This is a genomic window from Desulfobacter sp. UBA2225 (assembly GCF_002348205.1).
In the GTDB taxonomy this organism is placed as follows: Bacteria; Desulfobacterota; Desulfobacteria; order Desulfobacterales; family Desulfobacteraceae; genus Desulfobacter; species Desulfobacter postgatei.
In genome coordinates this window covers 1-19940 of the sequence record NZ_DDYV01000313.1, presented here as the reverse complement: position 1 = coordinate 19940, position 19940 = coordinate 1, and the positions used below count along the sequence as shown (strand labels likewise).

Genomic DNA, 19940 nt, shown 5'->3' with positions numbered 1-19940 from the left:
CGCTGCTGCTGGCCGCCGGAAAGGGACAGTCCGTTGTTTTTAAGTTTGTCCTTTACCTCTTTCCACAGGGCAGCACTTCTGAGGGCCTTTTCAACCTTTTCTTGCATGTTCCCTTTATAACGATTCAAGCGCAGGCCAAATGCCACGTTGTCAAAGATGGACATTGAAAAGGGATTGGGTTGTTGGAACACCATGCCGATGTTGCGACGAACCGACACGGGGTCGATATTGGCGGCATAGATATTGACTCCGTGGAAACGAATATCCCCCACAAACCGGAACCCCCGGATCAGGTCATTCATGCGGTTGATACTTTTAAGCACCGTACTTTTACCACAGCCGGAAGGCCCGATAAAGCCGGTGATCTGGTTTCTTTTGATGGGTACGTGGGTGTCCCGGACAGCAAGGAAATCCCCGTAATAAATTCGTTCGGCTTTACAATCCAATGCAACATCCGTCGGCAGGTCGTTTTCATAGGTTTCGTTTGCATCTATTTCTTTTAATGCTTCCATGGGCGTTTATACTCCCTTGTTCATGATTTAAAGCTATCGTTTTATTTTACCACCAATGGTGCGGCTGAGAATGTTGAGGATAAATACCAGTACAACGAGGATCAGCGATGCGGCCCAGGCCAGTTCAATAAGATTTTCATAGGGGCTGGATGACCAGTTGTAGATCAGTACGGCCAAAGATGCCGTGGGATCGTTGGGGGAAAGCCAGCTTTCGGAAAAAAGTGCTGTGAACAGCAACGGTGCCGTTTCTCCGGCAGCCCTGGCCACAGCAAGGACAACACCTGTGATGATGCCTGGCATGGCAACGGGTAAAATGACCTTTATCAGGCTCTGGGCCGGGGTGCACCCCATGCCGTAGGCTGCTTCGCGCATGGGGTTGGGCACCATTTTAATGGCTTCTTCGGCCGTGAGCATGACGGTGGGGATCATCAGCAGGGAAAGAGCAATGCCCCCGGCCCATGCAGAGTAATGACCCATGACAAGGACAACAATAGCATAGGCAAAAACGCCGGCAATAATAGATGGCAGACCGGTCATGGTTTTTGCGCAGAATCTGGCAATTTCGGAAATTTTGCTGTAGGGGTCAAGTTCTGCCAGATAAATTGCTGCCAGGATGCCAAAAGGGACGCTGATCAAACCGGCAATACCCACCATAAAAGCGGTACCCAAGATGGCATTGCCGAATCCGCCGACCCCGGCGCTGTCAAAAGCACCTGGCGGCAGGGTGTAGAACAGTTGAAAGGTCAGTCGCTTGCCGCCCCGGTAGAACAGCATGATAAGAACTGAAAATAAGGGAATACATGCTGTGATCGCGCAGACAATGGTGATGGCGCTTAGAATGATCGATTTAAGCGCCCTTGGCTCCATGGGCTGCCGTTCCAACTTCGGGTGTTCAAGGCCGGTCTGGCTCATCTTTTATCTCCTCCCTGTGTTGTCTTGGCAACAATGACAGCACCTGCAATATTCACGAGCAGGGTAATCAGCAAGAGTACGCAGGCGGCATACATCAGCGCGCCGGTTTCAAGTCCTCGATCTGCTTCGGGAAAGGTGTTGGCCAGAAGGGCGGCAATGGTGTCTGCCGGGGAAAGGACGGACAGCGTAACGGTGGACATACTGCCGATAAGCATGGCAAGGGCCATGGTTTCACCAAGTGCCCGGCCAAACCCCAGTACAAGGGCACCGAAAATACCACCGGATGCCGTGGGCAGCAAAACCAGCAGAATGGCCTCCCAGCGGGTGGTGCCCATGCCAAAGGCCGCCTCCTTGGTTTTATGGGGTATGGCTTTGAAGGCATCCTGGGAAATGGCTGCAACCGTGGGCAGGATCATGATGGACAGCACCAGTGCTGCCGGAAGAAGGCCCAGGCCCGAAAGCCGGGTGGAAAAAAAAGGAATCCAGCCCAGATACTCGTGCAGAAAATTGGCAAAGGGACGGATCAGGGGAACCAGAACATAAATGCCCCACAGCCCGTAAACAACGCTTGGGATGGCGGCAAGCAGTTCAATAATATTTTTTAATGTAATTTCAATTTGATATGGAAGAAAATCCTGGGTAATGAATATTGCAATGGTGATTCCGAAAAAACCGCCAAGGATGAGGGCAAGAAACGAACTGTAAAGTGTTCCCCATATTTGGGGCAGAAGACCGTACAAATCTTCGCTTGAATCCCAGGCAGAGGTGAACAAAAAGTTGATTCCCAGATCCGAAAAAGCCGGCAGCGCTTCCCCTCCGATTTTATAGACGATGAAGGCCAGCAGGAAAATGGTGGCCCAGGTAAAGGCGCGGGTCAGAAACCTGAATGATTTGTCAAAAAAAATGTCTCCCGGGGTGGGCGGTTTGGATAATGTCCTGCCACCGATGTTACCCAAAGATTCATTGTCGGCCATTTTTTTTTAGTCTCCGGAATAAGAAACAGGGCACTTTCATTTTAATCATGAAAGTGCCCCTGATCAAGTAAGAGGATAAATCTTATTGAATGTTTTTGGAAGCGGCTTTAACTTTTTCTACAACACTTTCGGGAAGGGGGATATAACCGGCTTTGTCGGCTATTTTCTGACCTTCATCCAGGCAGTATTCAACCATGTTGCGAAGCGCTTCGGCCAATTCTGCGCTTTTATTCTTTTTGTAGAACATCATCCAGGTAAAGGTTACAATGGGGTAGGATGTATCGCCTTCAGGATCGTCGATGAACACGATCATGTTTTCGGGCAGCACAGCGTTGGCAAGTCCCGCAGCACCTCCTTCAGGTCCGGGGCATACAAATTTGCCGGCTTTGTTTTCCAGGCATGCCGTGGGCAGTTTGTTCAGCTTGGCAAAACCGTATTCGGTGTAACCGATGGCGCCAGGCGTCTGGCGGATGGCGGAAGATACACCGTCATTTTTTTTGCCTTTTACCATGTTGCCGGCGGACCACTGAACCATTGTGCCCTGGCCTACAGCAGATTTGAAATCAGAAGAGATGGCGCTTAAGTGACCGGTGAAACCAAAGGTCGTTCCGGATTTGTCAGAACGCACAACAACGGTGATGGGGGTATCAGGCAGTTTTACGCCGGGGTTGGCAGCAACGATTTTGGCGTCATTCCATTTGGTGATCTTGCCCAGGAAAATTTCGGGATATACGTCCCGGGGCAGTTTGAGTCCGTCAATGCCGGGCAGGTTGTAGGCGATAACAATCGCACCTGCGGTCATGGGCAGCAGCTGAACACCCTCGGGTACCTCATCAATTTCGCTTTGCTTCATGGCTGCGTCACTGGCACCGAAATCAACGGTGTGGCCAATGAAGTTTTTGATGCCGCCACCGGAACCGATGGACTGGTAATCCACTTTGATTTCGCCATTGGTTTTTTTGGCAAAGTCTTTGAACCATTCGCTGTAAATTGGTGCAGGAAAGCTTGCGCCGGCACCGGTGATTTTGATTGGCGCTGCAGTTGCGGAGCCCGCAATCATGAAGGATGCTGCAACGGCAGCGGATAAAGCAACATTAAGTAAAGATTTGAGTTTCATTTGATTCTCCTAATTGTCAACATTTCAAACTATACTTTTGGGTTAAGGGTTAAGAATTAACACGATCAACATTACTACTTTATTACTACTCTTGAAATGTTATGATTTTGTTAAGATTTGATGAGGGGCTTGTAAGTCAAAACAGCAGGAGGAGAAAAGGCTCTTTAGGCGTAGATTTCAAGGATTTTGCAGGCGTCAAAACGGCCGGATCAGCAATTCCGGATTGGCTTGGGCTTCAAGGAACTTTGCAAATTTCTTTTTTATTTTTGGCAGTTTATATAATTTACCCATCATATCCTTTTTTGTAGCTTTGGCAAGGCTTGACGGGTCAAAATATGCTTTGGCATTGTCCACCGTCAGAACAAAAGGGGGCTTGCCGCCACGGACAAGAATACTGCTCATCAAAAGAGCGCCGGTCCGGTGGTTGCCTTCAAAAAAGAGCTGGGGCTGGCTGACATGGAGAATATATAGGCCGGCGGCGCGTTTCCAGGGAGTTATATGCTTATGATTCTTTGCCCAGGAACGCAGGTCTTTGATGCAGAATTCCTTCTGGCTGTAAAACCGGTCGCTTGTGGCCAGGATGTGTTGTTGGAAATCCTTTCTTTTTTTTAAGTCCTCCCCGCACAAGACAATATGGTTAAGTTCAAGGAAATGGTGCAGCCCGTCCTGCTCCACCAAGCTTAAATCCTGGTCAAGCAGGGTGTTGATGTAACGGTAGCCGGCAAGCATGTTTTCGACAATTTCATTGCGCATGGGTTCCCGGCGCATATCCAGGCTGTCGTTAATATGTTCGAAATTTTTTTGAACCGTCCTAAGATAATATTCCACGCCCTCAAGATTAATCCTGAATTTAGCAGGCATTTTTTCACCAAGTTGTAATGGTCAACAGATACGGGCAGCCAGAGCTGTATTTGTTCTGCCTGCTGTGAGAGCCATGGGTTATGGCTACAGTAGAGCAGGCCTTCGGTTTTTGTCAAGGCGCAGGTTCAATTCTTAACGGTCCTTAACAGGTCGTTAATAATAGGGGGCAAGGCCTGGGGAAAAATTTTCAAAACTGCAAATTTTTTCTTCCAATTCAAGATCAAGGTCGGATTCAGCCTGATTGGGATGAGGTTCCTGTGGGTACAGAAATTTCTTGGCAAACCCAGGAATTTTTGGACCGGCAATTTGAATACTTTGCTGCTGGTTGTCCTTTTCGATAATGACCTGCCTGTCTTGATTCAGTTGAATCGGTATATTCGGGTAGCGCATTGACGGGGCAGCGCGCAAGGCCGTGGCATGGTATTTCACTGTCAGGGTCAAGCCTGAAAGATCCAGGCCGTTGGGCCACAGGCTCCCGGGGATGGTAATGCCCTCTTTGTCGGTGGTCCAGTCTGTTCCTTTTTTACCTTTTGTTTCAAGATATTTTGAAATGTTGTTGACAGAACTTAAGTCTCCTGAAAGGGTCATGGTTCGGATAAATCCGGTGGGTGTAATGTCCTCCCACCCATTTTTGATAAGATTTGCATTTCGTTTCCTTGCCGCAGCTTTCTGGAATTGCTGGCGATAGGTGAATGCGCAATAATTTATGGGCAGGTTTATGTTATTATCCAGGCTGTATTGAATAAGTTCAAGGGCCGTAAGCTCGGTTTCAAGCACAGCCACCCCGGGACCATGCAAAAATGTGTAGCCTCGCTGAATCAGTTTGGGCAGGTTGAAATGGGTACACCGGATCTGGTGAAGGTTGAGATAATTGACCCCAAGGTCGGCAAGTGTTTTGAGAAGGGGCTTTGTTCGTTCCAGATCCTCGGGGATTGCCGGGATTTCCACCGTTACAATGGGGATGATTCCCACGGCCTTTTTCAGGTTATCCAGGGCATAGTCCACGGCGGACAAATCAAAACGAATTTCCTTAAGGCCATTGTCTCTAAGGATTTTCAGGCGATCTGTGGTGACAAGGATGCCGTTGGTATACATCCATATATGGGAAAGATCAGGCGCATCCCGGCCAAGGAGATCTAAAAAACGGGTGATCCGGTCAAAGCTGATCATGGGTTCTCCGCCGCTGAACGCCACGCCCCGGATGCCAAATTTTTTTACATAGTCTGCATAGTCCTTTGGCCGTTCAAATTCAATTGAACTTGTCATTGGCGGCCCCGGGTCTTTTTGTTCCGATGGACAGTAAAAACATCGTGCGTTGCAGATGCCGTTTATGAACAGGCATGACCAGGTTCCTTGTCCGCACAGGGCACAGCCCGGGGATAGGGCGTGGGTATACAGTTTGGTGCCGGCAAACTCCCACCTGGCTTGGGTGTGGGTGGATATCTCATCAAGCAGTTCTCTTCGCAGGGCTTCAGCAGCGCTGGTTGCCCCAGGGGAAAGCCAGTGCATGGTGTGGTAAAGATCCGGGAACGCTTTGCGGGTTTTGTGGATTTGAGCGGCCATGTCCATGGAGTTTTTCCTTTGTTTTACGTAGGGCCTCGGAAGAAATAAATCCGGCATAAACTCTGCGGAATGTATTTTTTCGAGCCCTTTGCATTGAAAAGCACGGGAACATTATGCAGGATAGGTGCCATGAGATGAATCAAGTGTGTTTTATTTTTAACCGTTTGATTTTTTAACAACTGTTTTTTTTTATTAAAAAAGTGGAATGGTTTGAAGGTTGATAGATGAGACAGAATAATTCCTATTTATAATTTTTTAGGAATTTATAGTTCGTTGCCGTTAAGGTTTCGGACCCGTGAACCAACCTGGCCGCAAGCAGGAAAACTCTTTGCTCTTTGAAACCTATTAGAGCCCGCATCGGCGGGCGTGTAGCCCTATCGGTAATCTGTTTTTCTTTTCTGAATCACCTTGATGCGCTCACCTTGCGACCATGAAATGTTTTGATTGTAAAGTATCGGAAAAGGCTTGTTATCAAGGTCGGGTGGTCTGAAGAAATTTCGTTTAGGAAAAACCGCTTTTGTTGGGAATCGTCCGAAAGGCTATTTTTACTGGTCGGGGCGAGAGGACTTGAACNNACCTCCGACATCCTGCTCCCAAAGCCGTTGCTATTGTTGTAAAAGCCCTAAAAACCCTTTGTTTCAAGACGTCGGTCCCCACATACTTTCTTTTTTTTGTCTATTTTTGGATAAAACTTGCAACCAAAACCGCAACCATTGTAAATCTGTATTTTACATTTCATCTATATTCATAAGGCTTTTCCTCGTAGGTGCTAAACATGCGCTAAACTCATAAATTTTGTTCTGATTTTTTAACATGTTTTGAGGATATCCTTTCCATTGTGGCTATCGACAATAAAAGCTGATGACGTTTGATTTTTTGATTTATTGACATATTTTGTTCATATGCTTTATATAAAGAAGAATGAATAGAAAAAAAATTCTCAATAAAATACTTACAGGCTCTAAAAATATACGATTTTCTGACATGGAAAGCTTGGTTCAAGGCTTTGGTTTTATTCTTTCAAGAACTGATGGAAGTCATCACATATTCACTCGGCCAGATATTCCGGAACTTGTTAATCTTCAAAATGTTAAAGGCCAGGCAAAAACATATCAGATTCGTCAATTTTTAAAACTTGTTGAAAGGCACAATTTGAAATTAGAGGATAACGAATAATGCGTGATTATCATATAAACATTTTTTATTCTGATGATGATGGTGGCTATATTGCCGACATTCCGGATCTTGAATTGTGTTCTGCATTTGGAGACACTCCTAATGAGGCATTACTTGAAGTTCAAAAAGCGAAAGCTCTTTGGATTGAAAGCGCTAAAATGGAAGGCAAGAAAATACCACCACCTAAATATCGTCCGGTCATTTATCAAGCACAATTTGCGTGATACATGATTTCTGTTGCATAGGTTAGTGACTGAATTCTCGGTTCCCTTCTGGCTGCTGTGCGGTGGGATCATCCCTATAGGGTTCCCGTTGGCCAGTTCCCCGCCGGGGTTCCCCTGGCGGCGATCCCCTTCCAGTCATCACCTACCTGTCCTGGTATCATCGAGGCTTCTTGGCACCGCGCAAGCGGGCTCCCGGCAGGGCCATCGGAGATCCCCAACACACCAACGGGGATAACCTGGGCAGTTTGGGCCTTGGGCCATTGCGCTGTTCCAGGTGGCTATCTCTTCCGCCCCCAGTCGTGCCCGCGCTGTTTCTCAATCCGAATCTGCTCCCATACTCTGTTCTCCCTGGGTGCTATCCTATTTTCTCCTTACAGACTGCTTTTAAATTTTTCCAGTCGAATTCATTAAACTGTTTGGGTGATCTGCGCTAGTCGCCATAAGTTTTTCGTGTTTACCTATATTTTTTAACGCGGTGCCCAACGACTGTCGTCTTCTGTCATATTTTTAATTTTTAATTTTTGATTCATATTTTGTTTTTCAAGCAGGTCGAGAATTTTTGAAAGCAGTTCAATTTTTTCATTTATTTTGAAGTACCAGCATATCACTGGTCGCAGAATTAACCATATTGCGATATTAAAACTAATGACTGAAATTCCAATAATTAAGGTTGACAATATTCCTGTTTTGAAAAGTTCAAATATTCCGTTTTCCAATTTATCCTTTCCTTTGTTTAAGTGGCTATAGCCATCGTATGACTTTTTTCTTATAGTCTATTTGGTATTTGAAGTGCTTTAAGAAATTCATACCCAAAAGGCCGTTAGATATTTTATATTGTTTTTCATATGGAATAATATCAACACGCATATTTTCATAGGTATAGGGACCGACTGAAATATAATCAAAGGTTGTCGTCTTTGTGTTTACTTGTCTTCCATCCGCAACAGTTGATACTGTTTTTCTGTATTGGATTGGTTCAAAAAAATTTGCAAAATCATCATGGATGGTTGTGATTGATGCTCCTGTATCAAGAACGAGAAAAGTTGATGTTCTTTTTTTGTTATAACTTAATGTTACGGGAATCAATATTTGGTTATTTCTAATGATTATGGAATCTTCATTGCTTGATACGGTTTTAGTTGTTGTTAAGTTTTTGATAGTTTGGGAAGGTTGAACATTGGAAAAATGCTTAATTCCGGTTTCATCCGTCCAAGAGTATATTTTTTCGGTCGTATCTTGATGTTTTTTATTTATGTTGGGTGCTTTAATTATGTTCGGTGTTTTCCGATAAAATAGGATTTTCTGTGGGGTTGGCTGCGTGGTGGTCTTAGTTTCTCCGAAAAGCTTATTAAATGTGGTTTTGTTTTGTATTAATAATAGGTAGCCGGGAAGGCCGCTAATAATCAAACAAACTATGATTAATATCCATGTCGGGAATTTTTTTTTCTTGTCGTATTCTTTATATTCGGGATATTCGTCTCTAAATGATCTATCCATTTTTATCTTTCAATTTCGATCGGTTTTATTTTTTTTGGCCTTTTTTTCTGGTAAAGGGTATGATTAGGCAATTATTCTTCTCCGTTTGATGTTCTCTTTTTTGATGATTCTTCAATGATTTTTTTCTTTTGATATTGAATATAATCAAGGACAGACAGAAGTTTGTCTTTGTCTAAGTCTTCGAGTTCTGCAAGCTCTTCGTTTATTTTTAAAGCTAACTCTTTCTGACGGAATCTTTCTATAACCTGGCGGTGGCGTTCTGTTGTTATATCTGTTCTCGGACATTCTTCTTTTTGGCTTAGTCTTTTTTCCAATTCGGATAATCTTTTTTCAATTTCAGGTTCATTATGCGTTGGTTTTGCCAATATCTCCTTTCCTTCTGTCATCATTTGTTCATGAGATATCTTCGTAACCTCTAAAATAGCTTTCCGAACGTTGTAGCCCGGTTGCGTCCTACCCCGAATATAAGATGATATTGTTGTTGGGTCGCAATTGATTTTTTTTGCAAGTGCCTTGGCTGTAATTTTTTTGTCATCTTTTATAAATTTTTTCAGCCACGCAGCAAATATTTTAGGCTCATTATCCATAATAATTAACATAACACACTTAATGTAGCCTTTTAAATTCACATTATTGTCAATAAAGACAGGTTATTATATATAATATTGACAAATTGTCACTTTTCACTTGACTATTGTCATTATTAGTATAAAAATGACAACCATGATTACACAAAATGACATAGCTGCTGTAATTGGTGCAGTTGACAAAACATATGTCAACAAACTTCTTAACGGCAAACGGTCGGTCTCCTGGCCCCTGGCCAAACGCCTGTCCGAACTATTCCCATGCCGCACAATCCATCAGTGGAAGAATGCAACACCTGATGACATTAAACGAGTATTCGCGCAAATAAAGTGCAAAAAAATAAAGAAAGGATAAAACACATGTCTGAAATATCATCTTATTGTTTTTCATACGCAATAGCAAAGCAGCTTCCTTCTGTCTATTCGTTAAATACATCATACGGAGAATTCGAACTTGATGAAGAAATGAAGGCGGCTATCAAAGAAGTTCTGTTACCCATCCTTGAAAAACGCATAGACGAATCATTTCATTTTGAGGCGGTTTAAAATGTATTGTCCAGACTGCGGAGAATATCCCTGTGTTTGCAAAGATGAACACCCGGATAGCTATTATTCTGATCCCCTCGGGGAGCATGAATTTCATGATGATGCTATCCGGAATTATTCTGATTATGACGACATCATAAAATATAATAAATTTGGACAAGGTTGGTATCGTTTTAATGGTAGAGATCATTTTGAATTCAATCCCTATGTGATGGAGAATCAAGCAACTATTCCTGATGATGTGGCTAAACGTATGCCTATCGGATCTATGTCAATGCATATAGGTAATATCGTTCAAGCTGAAATTTTAGAATATCGTTGGAGTGATATTTGTGATTGTTATATGGCTCAATCGAAAAGTCTAAAAAGATTCTTGTCTAAAAAATATGGGTCCAAACTTGATGCATTCAAGGCAGCTGCATTGTGGATAGTTCATGAGGGCACTTTGAAGGATACCCACCGGCAAATGGACCTTTTTTCTGAATTTTCATAGGCTATTTAACATATAAAAATGAAAGGCCAATAGTTGCCGCTATTGACCTTTCCGAACTGTAAAACCTCCAACCAAGGAAACTTTACATGTCTAAGTCTAAAGATTTGAATAAAAATTGTCAATCAATTGATGGAAGTCCCCTGGGGGGGACCCTCACTGGAAAGCCCATGCGCGAAGCGCAGGGGCTTTCCAGTGAGGGGGTACAGGCCCTTATAACATGTACCCCCCAATTAGCCAGTTTAAAAACCGTCTATTCTAACATTGATACCTTGCATCTTTCAGTTTATGCGGATTTGTCTGGATCAAATCTTTTAGAAGAAATTGAAAAGTCCCGTGAAGTTGCCAGAGAATTTGAAAAAGAGTGCATACCCTTTACTTATTTTTCACCTCAATGGAATGTGCACCGGTCCGGGCGTCGGTTTTTCACTTATCATATATCAATGGCCGATACTCATATCTATTTCAATAAAAGGTCTGTGCATGGGAATTTCCCTACCTGCCTTATTGAAATTGGTTCAATGTCTTCACACCATCCCGGGGCGTTCAGTGTTTTTGAAGATATCAAAAAGTTTTTAAAATCCTGCGATATCTCTATTAAAAAACATCATGTTACCCGTGTGGATCTATCCACAGACTTTGTGAATATCAATTTTCAAGATTTGGATTTGCACAATATTGAAAAATGGATCACCAGGGCCATTGATGCCCATGTTCATTATGTTGGTCGGTCGGTATCCGGTATCTCAATAGGCAAAGGTGATTTGATGTGCCGGATTTACGATAAGCGAAAAGAACTGAACGTTAAGCAGGCAACGGCTAAAACTGATTTTTTCAATCGGCAATGGGGGTTAGTGTCTGATGATAAAAAAACACCCGTTGTTCGTGTAGAGTTTCAGTTTCGGCGTGAAGCATTGAAGGAATTCAAAACCGAGGATTTGTATCAAATTGATACTGTGGATGATCTTCAGGGCGTTTTAAATGGCCTTTGGGGGTATTCTTCCAAATCTTGGGCCAAGCATTGTGAAACTGAGGTTGATCGATCAAATAATCATCAGTCCCGGGATGCTGTTATCTCTCCGTTTTGGCAACTTGTACAGTTAGTTGATTTTAATGCAGAAAATCCTAATTTCTGGCGGCATCGTGAAAAGAATCAATATGTCAATGTCAAAGCTTTAATTGATCAAGGGATTGGCTGCCTGACTTCGGCGGTAGCCGCTTCAATTGAAAGTATGGATGATTTTAAAGATGTCGCTATAGATGCGTCAACTATTGTTTGGCGTGAATTACGAAATCGTATTGAACATCACACAGATGAACTTTATGAAAAAATGCAAATCGTTTTTAACCGTAACAGTTTAAATTTATCAAAAACTTATGTGTAAAGGAGAAATTAAATTATGTCTTTAGTTGCAGAAAAGTCAGAAGAAAAAAAAGTGCTTCCTATGAAGGGTATCCCCATGGGCCTATCCGTTAAAGGTTTGATTATGGAAAAGATCGCCGGTACCACTTCCAAGGGTGATGAAACCTATCACTTGTCGGTTGCCGTTAAAGGCCTTGAGAAATTTCTCAAAATCAGGGTTTCCAAGGAAATCTATGATGATTCGTTTGAGATGACACCTTACTCCAATTCCATCACGTTTCAGGAATTCAATGGCCGTGTTTACTGGCAGGAAAGTAATTAATCCATGATCGCCGGTAATTCCTTAATAATTAGGGCAGATATTTTATTGTCTGTCCTTTTTATAAGGTTTGATAAATGAAACAATTATTATATTTTTTGTTTGGTTTTCTCTTGCCCTTTATCTTTTTTTTGCCTTTTGTCCTTGCTGAGTGCTTAGATACTTCAACCTTTGAATCTCAATTTGATACTGTTTCGCCTGGCAAATATTATGATAATTCTTCGTTGGCTATTGCTGCTCGTAGTTCTTTTTACGCTTCTCTTGACAATACTGTTTATACTTATGGATCATGGATTTATACGGGTAATTCTTATGTCTCTGGCGTTCGTATCGGTTGGATTTCAGCTTATAAACAATTATTAGTTCCTTCTGGCTCTCCTAAAGAAGCTCAAATTTTTTATTATTTCTTTAATGGCCCTGTCGAAATTTGTGACAATACTCCGGATGCTGATGGAGATGGCATACCGGATGATTTTGATCTTTATCCCGATGATTCTTCCCTTTATAAAGCTGGCATTGTTTCGGTCTGTTATGATCAAAATAATAAAGTCGTTGCCGGTATTATCCAAGATGATAAAGGGAATCAATATTCGTTTGGCACAATGCCTACTAATTTTGAAGGCTATACCATTGAATCTGTTACCGGTGATCTTATAACCTATCAGACAGGAGAAGACCTTGCCACGTCGTTACAAAAATTAGATATTAATGATTTAAATATCATCAAAAAAAATGAACCTGTTGAGATTCAAGATAGCGGTACCTTTATTCCTGGTTCTACCAATCCTTTCAAAGATTATCGGAATGCTGAAGATAATCAGACAAAGGCGCCTACACCAACCGTTCAACCAACATCTTCAGAACAACCGAATTCAAATGATGTAGACTCAGATCGGTTTGATAAGATCATTAAGAATACTTCAGCAACAAACACAAATTTAGACAATATTCAAAAATATCTTGGTGTTTCGAATGATCTTCTCGCTAAAATTAATGAAAATATTAAAAATGTTGAATCCGGCGTTGATGCTGTCAAATTTGGTGGAGGTGCTCTTTCAGTCGGATCAGAGACTGGAACAATTCCTACTGCTGATGAAATAGGCCAGGCCGTTAATGATAAGTTGATAGATTCCGGTCAGACAATAGACACTACCATCACGGATAATCTTGCTTCCTTGGACAAAACAGATACCTTAACTTCAGTTAAAACTAAATATTCTGACAGGTATGATTTGTTCATAGCCACTTTAAAAGGGTCAGACCTTTTTAGCCTTCCTTTTGGCATTTTTACCGGTCCATCCGGTTCAGGTTCATCTATACAAACCGTGAATATCGGAAAATGGGGATTATCAACTGATCAAACTGCGACTATAGATTATTCAAATTACGATAGTATTTGGAATATTTTGCGTTCAGTTCTTCTCCTATTGACAAGCTTTTCATGTTTTAAAATTTTTGTGCTGAAAAAGGGGTAATATGATTAATAAGATAATAGATTTCTGTTCTAATTTTTGGGAAATGCTAACCGATTTTTTCAATTGGGTTCTTGATGGCATTTTATATCTTTTGTCAGAAATTTTTTATCTGTTTCTGGATGTATTCTTTTCCATTATTGAATCCATTATTACAGCCATTGATTTTGCTCAGGTGACGGCCTTTGATTCATTCGGAAATTGGAATGTTTTACCGGATCAGATTTTATATATCCTCTATAAATTGAATATTGCCCAATGTCTTACCATGTTGGCTGCGGCCTGCCTGATCCGTTTGACCCTTAACCTTATCCCCGCAGCATTCACAAGGGTCTAAAATGATTTCTTGTTACGAGGGCCTTCCCGGAGCCGGTAAAACTTATGATGCCATGCGTAAACTCTTGGATAATCTTTCCCAGGGTAGACGCATTTTGACCAATATTTCCGGTCCGGATCAGGAAGAAAAACAGGAAATTATAAAGCATTTCCTTAACCTTGATGACAGCCAGCTTAAAGAAAACCTGGTTACTCTCCAGGATCATCAGGTAACTGAATTTTGGAACCATATAAAACCTGGTGATTTGATTATTATTGATGAAGCCCAGAATTTTTTTAATTCCCGTGATTGGCAGAAAAAAGAGAATAGAGAATTCGGAAAGTGGGCAAGCGAACATCGTCACCAGGGCGTCGACCTGATTCTTATAACCCAAAACGTTGAACGTATTGAAAGTTCTGTTAGGTCTCTGATTGAATTTACCTATCGGTATAAGAAATTGAATATGTTTGGGAACCTGGTTAAGAAAAAATATATTCGGTTTTGTTATTATGGCCCCACTCTTGATCAAGTTGGGCAGAAAACTTGTACCTATGATCCCAAAATATTTAAGTGTTACAAAAGTTATTTTACAAATGGTATCAAAGAAATTGGCATTGAAAAACCTGCCAACATTTTGAAGCACCCTATATTTTACGCTATTCCCCTGGTTCTTGGCCTTTTTCTTTATTTTTTAAGTCAGTCAACCCTGTTAAGCGGTGATCTTTTTGGCACCCAAGCCATTGCGGATTCTATTGAAGAGAAAAGACAAGAGGCAAGTGTTCACGTACCTGCTGATTATGAACCACCTTATATTGGTCCGGACGACGAGTCTTTATCTGAGTCAGATAATCATATTGGTCCGGACGACGAGTCTTTATCTGAGTCAGATAATCCTTTATCTGATTATTTAGTCGTTGGCATTATTAATTCAAAAAGAATTCTGAAATCAAAAATTGACGGTTCTGTTCTGGTGATTGAATGAAATATTTTTATCTTGTAATGACATTAATTTTTTGTGCCGGTTGTGTTCAACCGTCCTTTAAAGTGCCTGTTTATGATGAGCATAAGCCTTTAGACCTTCATCGTAATAAGTCCAGTATAAAGGAGGTTTTTGTTAAGGATTTTATTAAATTTGATGATGACTTGGATAAGATTCCGGACGATATTAAAGTTTCTATTAATTTAATATCTCCGGTTTCACTTTGTGATTTTTTTCAGATCCTTATTGGTCAGGGCATAAATATTGTGGCTGATATCGGTTGTTCCGTCGAGCATAACACAGAACAAAATGATTCTTCTCTTCCCGGGTCCCCGTCTTCCGGTCCTGTTTCTAAGAAAAAACAAGAACCTAAGTTTCAAACGGTTTCCATGCCTTCTTACCATGGCACTCTTAAAACTTTGTTGCAATCCTTGCAAATCAGTCATGGTTTGTTTTTTAAATATAAACAAGGGGTGTTGATCATCCGCAAGACTTCTCCGGCGTATGTGAAGGTTGTTATGCCGGGCATCCAGGAAAACTTGATAAAATTATTAAGTTCTTTCGGTGTTCAGGAGTCTTTTTACGATGAACTTTCTTCGCGGATCGTATTCAATACCGATTACTATACGTATTTGACTATCTATGATTACTTCAAGAATAATCCATACCTTACCCTTGTTGTTTTTGATATCATGATCCTCGAATCTCAGGACAGCCATACATATAAGCATGGGATTGATTGGTCCCAATTAACAGCCAGTTTGACAGATATATATGAAGACCCTCTTAATTTTTCTGTAACTGGTTCAGATTCCGGCTTTTCTCTTAATCTTGGTGGTGGCCATCTATCACTTCAATCCGTTGTTGAATCCCTGGACGAATTAAAAGATTTTTCTGTCCTTCAATCTGCCCGGATCTCTGTTTTAAACGGGTCCACCGCCGAACTCGACGTTTCCGAAAAAATTCCCTATGTGAAGGAAATTACCGTTTCATCTATTAATGATTCATCGGATACCGTTGCCCAGGGTTACGAATTTGATACGGTTTCTTCTGGTCTTATTTTAAAGCTTAAACCGTCTGTTTCCGGGAACATCATTTCAACTCAGTTTACCGGGAATATCCAAAGCCTGATTGAATTTCTTGAAGTGGGCACGGCGCCGAACCTCGTTAGGCAGCCGCGGATATCTATTCGGAAAATTGATAATCAGATTGTTTTTCGTGCTGGTGAAACCACCTTGATTGGCGGTTTGAAGTATAACAAAGGAAGTGTATCAAGGTCCTCTTTAAGTTGGTTAAAGACTGGTCTTGATAATCAGGAAACTATGCAATTTTCGGTTTCCATATTAATTAATAGTGAGGTGATACGCTATGTCTTTTCTTAAGCGAATCCTCATCTTTGTATCTTTGGTCCTTTTTGGGATCACTGGTCGTGCTTTGGCAACAACCGGATATACCTCTTTAATTTCATCAACTATGTTTGATGGTATCAGAACCGACGTTAACACGGCGGCGGCTGGCATTATCACCATATTGATAATTGTTGTGGGTCTTGGGTTGCTTGTTAAAGTTTTTCGTTAATTTTTTTTAATTTTTTAAAAGGAGTTTTGTTATGAAGAATCTCGTCACTCGTTCTCAGTTTTTCACTGCGTCCATTTTTTCCGCCTTTTTTGGTATGTTCGGTATGGCACTTGCCACGCCTTCCATCGCGGATCTCTGGACGGCTTTTAACATTGACACTATCAATACCCAGGTTCTTACGATCCTGACCACTTTTGTCACCATTAACCTGGCTTTCCTTGCCTACAGGTATATTCGGCGTACCATGGGTAAAGGTTAATTTCATCTAAAGGGTTGGGGGATTTCTTTCCCCCTTCCCTTTATTCTCTGGGCATGTCCGTTTGCTGCATATAATGTGCTTGATACCATGCTTTAAAGGTGCTTTATGGAAACTGATTTAATAAGTTTACTTTTTGATAGTATTACAATTTCACTTCAAAGTTTTATTGCGAATGATATTTCTGTGATGCTTCTCGGCATGGTTTCTCTCATTTTTATTATTTTTGCCTATTTCAAAATTCGAGAATTTTTAAATATCGGTATGACTGATAATGAAATTGCGGCTAAAAATTCTTTCAATCGTTGGCAGTCTTCCAAAGGTACTTGGCGTGAACCTTTGATGAAAGAGGAATACCGATCCAATTTAATGGATGTGCGGGGAGAACGTTATGCAGAATCTTTTGATGAAATTTACGATGATAGAATGAAATCTTTAGGATATAAATAATGATTGATTTAGAGGCATTTGGTAACGGTTTTGGCCTTGTAGTTATTTCGTTACTTTTTGGTATCATTTTGCGTGCTATCATATCAGCCCTTCGGATTGGTTCTTCTCGTTTTCATTCAATAGGCATTTTGTTTTTTTTAATAATTTTATCAAATACTCAATCCTATGCCTCTGTCATCAGTACCGGTCCAGTTGATCTTTACCGGGTTGAATCAGGGGCAATTTATTTCATGGTGGATGGACAATCATATATGACATCGGATTCCAATCAGATTGACTTGGTGAATAAAGCCTATTATCAGCGTACTGTTGTTGATGTCGCGGATCTTGATTCAAATCCAGGCTGGGTTGATTACGTTCAGACCACGGATATCTCTGATTTAATGTCAAAGAGTATTTCTTTTATTATTGGTGCTCTTTCATGCAATGCCCTGGCTTTGGGCCTATCGTTGAGGTTTTAAAAATGATTTCTTTACCTGAAGGTTTTGACCTTTCCCTTTTTATTGGTGATATCGTGACTTATATCGGCATTCCCATTGTTACGATTGCCTTTTCTTTCTGTATTTTTAGATTGATTACATATTCAATGAGCTTGGGTTCTAAAAATTGATTAAGCTTATTGCCTTCATAACAATGGTGATTGATCATTCAGCTATTTTCTTTTTCCCGGAACATGAATTTATAATGCGCTCCCTGGGTGCCCTTTCTTTTCCCTTGTTTGCTTACTTCATTACCCAGGGCCTAAAATATACCAATGACCTTCAGCTTTATATTATTGCCCTGGTTACTTGTGCCTGTGTGACTCAGCCGCTTTTTAATATCTTGTTCCCGGATCTGCATAGGCTCAATGATCTGTATACCTTGCTTTTCGGTTTGATTATTCTTGTTCTTTATGAGCGGTACGGCTTCCATGCTTTTTATTTGACTCTGCTTCTTGTTTTTTCCAACGTTGTATCAATCTATATTTTCATAGTCTTTGCCATTTATTTTTTTCACCCTCGGCCGGGGATTCTCCTGGGCGTTATGATCGCCTTTTATGTTTTTGTTTATTATTTATCCGGCTCCCTTTATGTTTTGTTCGGTCCGGTTTCCGTTGCCCTCATGTATTCCCCCAGCTTCCACCAGGGTCCCCGGATACCTAAAACGATTCAAAAGTGTTTTTATTATGTGGCTTATCCTGGGCATTTTTTAATTATTATTCTCATCAATTCGATTAGATACCCGACATAAAATGAACCCACGAGAATTGAAAAATTACCTTTACCGTCTGGTAAAGAAAAGCGGTGAAAGCAGCATAACGAAGCTTGAGTATGAATATATGTCAGGCAAAATTGATTACAACACCTATTTGCATTATTGCTGTACGGATTGTGCCAAAGGGCATTTCTCAAAGAAGAAAAAATAATTAATAGAACTGTAACCGCGCTTCGAGGATGAAAGATGAAAGAATCTCCTGAACACAACAGAAACAAGTTATTAACCCCTTCCGATGTCGCGGAATTATTGCAAATTTCAGAAAATACCGTCTATAAACATTTGAAAAAATTAGGTGGCTTCAAGCCTGGTGGTATTGGGGTTTGGCGCTTTAGGCAAGAGGTAATTTATGGGATTATGGAAGGACAAGACGCGGAAGCATTGGTGCTACAGTTTTCAGTATCAAAACGAAATTTATGCGGCCAGGGGATTCAAGACAAAGACGGAAGCGGTGGCCGCTCGGGCAAAAAGGAAGGAAGATTTAAAAAAAGATCCGATCTCAACCGGCATGGGTTACTTGACGCTATGCAATTTGTATCTTGATTTTTCATCACGGCGTCATGTTTCAAAAACATGGAAATACAAAAAAAGTGTTTTTGTGGCCTTCGGTCGTTTCCTTGGTGGTGATGATTTTCCCATTTTAAAAATTACTCCGGAAATTATTGCAAAGTATTTGGGTTCCCGTCCAAGTAATAATAATTACAATGTTCACCGTAAAGAATTGTCATCCTTGTTCAGCTATGCAGAAAATGTTCTTGAATCCATTGATCGAAACCCGGTAAAAAAAATTGAAAAACTTCCTCATTCCGTAGCCCGGAAACGGGTTCCCCAGGAACAGGATATTATAAAACTTCTTTTGGCTGCAAATCCGGAAACCGATGAAAAAGATTTGTTAATCGTTCTGCTTCATACTTTGGCCCGAATTGACGAAGTATTGCGCTTAACCTGGGAAGACATCAATTTTGAGAAACGGCTTTTAACCAAATGGACCCGAAAAACCTATGGTGGATCATACAAGGCTGTTACCGTTACCATCAACGATGAATTGTATTTCACCTTATGGAAAATGTGGAAGAATCGGAAACAAGATACTTGGGTGTTTTTTAATGAAAAAACAAATGATCGTTTTAAGCATCGTCCAAAATTTATGAAAGGGCTTTGTATAAAAGCCGGCATAAATCCTTCTTTTGGATTTCATACTTTGCGGCACCTTATGGCTTCTCTCCTGGCTGACAATCCCAAAATTTCAACGAAAACGATTCAGAATATTTTAGGTCACTCAGAATCCAGGACAACTGAAATATATCTTCATAAGCTGGATGGTGCCATAGAAAACGCTATGGATTCCATATCTGGGAGATTTGAGCCAAAAAAAGAAAACCCGCAACCAGAATCCGCAACCAAAAATAAAAAAAGCTCTCAGCAAAAACACTGAAAGCCTTAAGTCGTGCTGGTCGGGGCGAGAGGACTTGAACCTCCGACATCCTGCTCCCA

General features: G+C 41.3%; 26 protein-coding genes. 17 read left to right on the top strand and 9 right to left on the bottom strand.

Features of this window, described 5'->3' with window-relative positions:
- The 6 genes from B3D59_RS16360 to B3D59_RS16335 all read right to left on the bottom strand — a co-directional run.
- Positions 1 to 512, bottom strand: a 512-nt coding sequence (locus B3D59_RS16360) for a phosphate ABC transporter ATP-binding protein (protein WP_286822184.1), incomplete at its 3' end; no start/stop codon positions are given.
- A gap of 33 nt (positions 513 to 545) precedes the next feature.
- The gene (gene pstA, locus B3D59_RS16355; protein WP_286822183.1) at positions 546 to 1424 is read right to left on the bottom strand and encodes a phosphate ABC transporter permease PstA; all 879 of its coding nucleotides are present in this window, start codon (positions 1422 to 1424) and stop codon (positions 546 to 548) included.
- Complete coding sequence (pstC, locus tag B3D59_RS16350) at positions 1421 to 2398, bottom strand: phosphate ABC transporter permease subunit PstC (protein ID WP_286822182.1); 978 nt, start codon at positions 2396 to 2398, stop codon at positions 1421 to 1423. The genes pstA and pstC overlap by 4 nt, the downstream gene beginning before the upstream one ends.
- Before the next feature lie 82 nt (positions 2399 to 2480).
- Positions 2481 to 3515, bottom strand: coding sequence for a phosphate ABC transporter substrate-binding protein PstS (gene pstS, locus B3D59_RS16345; RefSeq protein WP_286822181.1), 1035 nt, complete (start codon positions 3513 to 3515; stop codon positions 2481 to 2483).
- Between the two features lie 195 nt (positions 3516 to 3710).
- A complete protein-coding gene (locus tag B3D59_RS16340) occupies positions 3711 to 4376 on the bottom strand; it encodes a hypothetical protein (protein WP_286822180.1) in 666 nt (221 codons plus the stop codon).
- Between the two features lie 153 nt (positions 4377 to 4529).
- Positions 4530 to 5945 carry a radical SAM protein gene (locus tag B3D59_RS16335; protein WP_286822179.1) on the bottom strand — a complete coding sequence of 472 codons (1416 nt, stop codon included), beginning with the start codon at positions 5943 to 5945 and terminating at the stop codon, positions 4530 to 4532.
- A 915-nt stretch (positions 5946 to 6860) separates the two neighbouring features.
- Here B3D59_RS16335 and B3D59_RS16330 point away from each other — a divergent pair.
- Together B3D59_RS16330 and B3D59_RS16325 are read left to right on the top strand one after the other, a co-directional pair.
- Positions 6861 to 7115 (top strand): type II toxin-antitoxin system HicA family toxin, encoded by a 255-nt coding sequence (locus B3D59_RS16330; protein WP_286822178.1) that lies wholly within the window; start codon positions 6861 to 6863, stop codon positions 7113 to 7115.
- Entirely contained in the window at positions 7115 to 7339 is a 225-nt protein-coding gene (locus tag B3D59_RS16325) for a type II toxin-antitoxin system HicB family antitoxin (RefSeq protein ID WP_286822177.1), read from the top strand. The genes B3D59_RS16330 and B3D59_RS16325 overlap by 1 nt, the downstream gene beginning before the upstream one ends.
- A 467-nt stretch (positions 7340 to 7806) precedes the next feature.
- Here B3D59_RS16325 and B3D59_RS16320 read toward each other — a convergent pair whose 3' ends face one another.
- From B3D59_RS16320 to B3D59_RS16310, 3 genes are all read right to left on the bottom strand, one after another.
- Complete coding sequence (locus tag B3D59_RS16320) at positions 7807 to 8055, bottom strand: hypothetical protein (RefSeq protein ID WP_286822176.1); 249 nt, start codon at positions 8053 to 8055, stop codon at positions 7807 to 7809.
- A 25-nt stretch (positions 8056 to 8080) separates the two neighbouring features.
- Positions 8081 to 8836, bottom strand: coding sequence for a retropepsin-like aspartic protease family protein (locus B3D59_RS16315; protein ID WP_286822175.1), 756 nt, complete (start codon positions 8834 to 8836; stop codon positions 8081 to 8083).
- A gap of 71 nt (positions 8837 to 8907) precedes the next feature.
- Positions 8908 to 9423, bottom strand: coding sequence for a helix-turn-helix domain-containing protein (locus tag B3D59_RS16310; RefSeq protein ID WP_286822174.1), 516 nt, complete (start codon positions 9421 to 9423; stop codon positions 8908 to 8910).
- A gap of 127 nt (positions 9424 to 9550) precedes the next feature.
- Here B3D59_RS16310 and B3D59_RS18520 point away from each other — a divergent pair, with 127 nt between their 5' ends.
- The 15 genes from B3D59_RS18520 to B3D59_RS18355 all read left to right on the top strand — a co-directional run bounded on the left by B3D59_RS18520 (position 9551) and on the right by B3D59_RS18355 (position 19881).
- Positions 9551 to 9778 (top strand): helix-turn-helix domain-containing protein, encoded by a 228-nt coding sequence (locus tag B3D59_RS18520; RefSeq protein ID WP_414646543.1) that lies wholly within the window; start codon positions 9551 to 9553, stop codon positions 9776 to 9778.
- 5 nt (positions 9779 to 9783) lie between these two features.
- Positions 9784 to 9969, top strand: a complete 186-nt coding sequence (locus B3D59_RS16305) for a hypothetical protein (RefSeq protein WP_286822173.1) — start codon at positions 9784 to 9786, stop codon at positions 9967 to 9969.
- Between the two features lies 1 nt (position 9970).
- Positions 9971 to 10462, top strand: coding sequence for a hypothetical protein (locus B3D59_RS16300; protein ID WP_286822172.1), 492 nt, complete (start codon positions 9971 to 9973; stop codon positions 10460 to 10462).
- A gap of 86 nt (positions 10463 to 10548) precedes the next feature.
- Positions 10549 to 11844 carry a hypothetical protein gene (locus B3D59_RS16295; RefSeq protein WP_286822171.1) on the top strand — a complete coding sequence of 432 codons (1296 nt, stop codon included), beginning with the start codon at positions 10549 to 10551 and terminating at the stop codon, positions 11842 to 11844.
- A gap of 15 nt (positions 11845 to 11859) precedes the next feature.
- On the top strand, positions 11860 to 12144 hold the full coding sequence (locus tag B3D59_RS16290; protein ID WP_286822170.1) for a hypothetical protein: 285 nt from the start codon (positions 11860 to 11862) through the stop codon (positions 12142 to 12144).
- A 74-nt stretch (positions 12145 to 12218) separates the two neighbouring features.
- Complete coding sequence (locus tag B3D59_RS16285) at positions 12219 to 13616, top strand: hypothetical protein (protein ID WP_286822169.1); 1398 nt, start codon at positions 12219 to 12221, stop codon at positions 13614 to 13616.
- Between the two features lie 91 nt (positions 13617 to 13707).
- Positions 13708 to 13950 carry a DUF2523 family protein gene (locus B3D59_RS16280; RefSeq protein WP_286822168.1) on the top strand — a complete coding sequence of 81 codons (243 nt, stop codon included), beginning with the start codon at positions 13708 to 13710 and terminating at the stop codon, positions 13948 to 13950.
- Position 13951: 1 nt separating this feature from the next.
- Positions 13952 to 14911: a zonular occludens toxin domain-containing protein gene (locus B3D59_RS16275; protein ID WP_286822167.1), complete on the top strand. Its 960-nt coding sequence runs from the start codon at positions 13952 to 13954 to the stop codon at positions 14909 to 14911.
- Positions 14908 to 16290, top strand: coding sequence for a type II secretion system protein GspD (locus B3D59_RS16270; RefSeq protein WP_286822166.1), 1383 nt, complete (start codon positions 14908 to 14910; stop codon positions 16288 to 16290). The genes B3D59_RS16275 and B3D59_RS16270 overlap by 4 nt, the downstream gene beginning before the upstream one ends.
- Before the next feature lie 227 nt (positions 16291 to 16517).
- On the top strand, positions 16518 to 16745 hold the full coding sequence (locus B3D59_RS16265; protein WP_286822165.1) for a hypothetical protein: 228 nt from the start codon (positions 16518 to 16520) through the stop codon (positions 16743 to 16745).
- 105 nt (positions 16746 to 16850) lie between these two features.
- The gene (locus B3D59_RS16260; RefSeq protein WP_004070471.1) at positions 16851 to 17192 is read left to right on the top strand and encodes a hypothetical protein; all 342 of its coding nucleotides are present in this window, start codon (positions 16851 to 16853) and stop codon (positions 17190 to 17192) included.
- Positions 17192 to 17653 carry a hypothetical protein gene (locus B3D59_RS16255; RefSeq protein WP_286822164.1) on the top strand — a complete coding sequence of 154 codons (462 nt, stop codon included), beginning with the start codon at positions 17192 to 17194 and terminating at the stop codon, positions 17651 to 17653. The genes B3D59_RS16260 and B3D59_RS16255 overlap by 1 nt, the downstream gene beginning before the upstream one ends.
- Positions 17654 to 17798: 145 nt before the next feature.
- On the top strand, positions 17799 to 18422 hold the full coding sequence (locus tag B3D59_RS16250; protein WP_286822163.1) for a TraX family protein: 624 nt from the start codon (positions 17799 to 17801) through the stop codon (positions 18420 to 18422).
- Between the two features lie 210 nt (positions 18423 to 18632).
- Positions 18633 to 18989: a helix-turn-helix domain-containing protein gene (locus B3D59_RS16245; RefSeq protein WP_286822162.1), complete on the top strand. Its 357-nt coding sequence runs from the start codon at positions 18633 to 18635 to the stop codon at positions 18987 to 18989.
- Positions 18955 to 19881 carry a site-specific integrase gene (locus B3D59_RS18355; protein ID WP_349676904.1) on the top strand — a complete coding sequence of 309 codons (927 nt, stop codon included), beginning with the start codon at positions 18955 to 18957 and terminating at the stop codon, positions 19879 to 19881. Before B3D59_RS16245 ends, B3D59_RS18355 begins: the two co-directional genes overlap by 35 nt.
- The last annotated feature ends 59 nt before the right edge of the window (positions 19882 to 19940 follow it).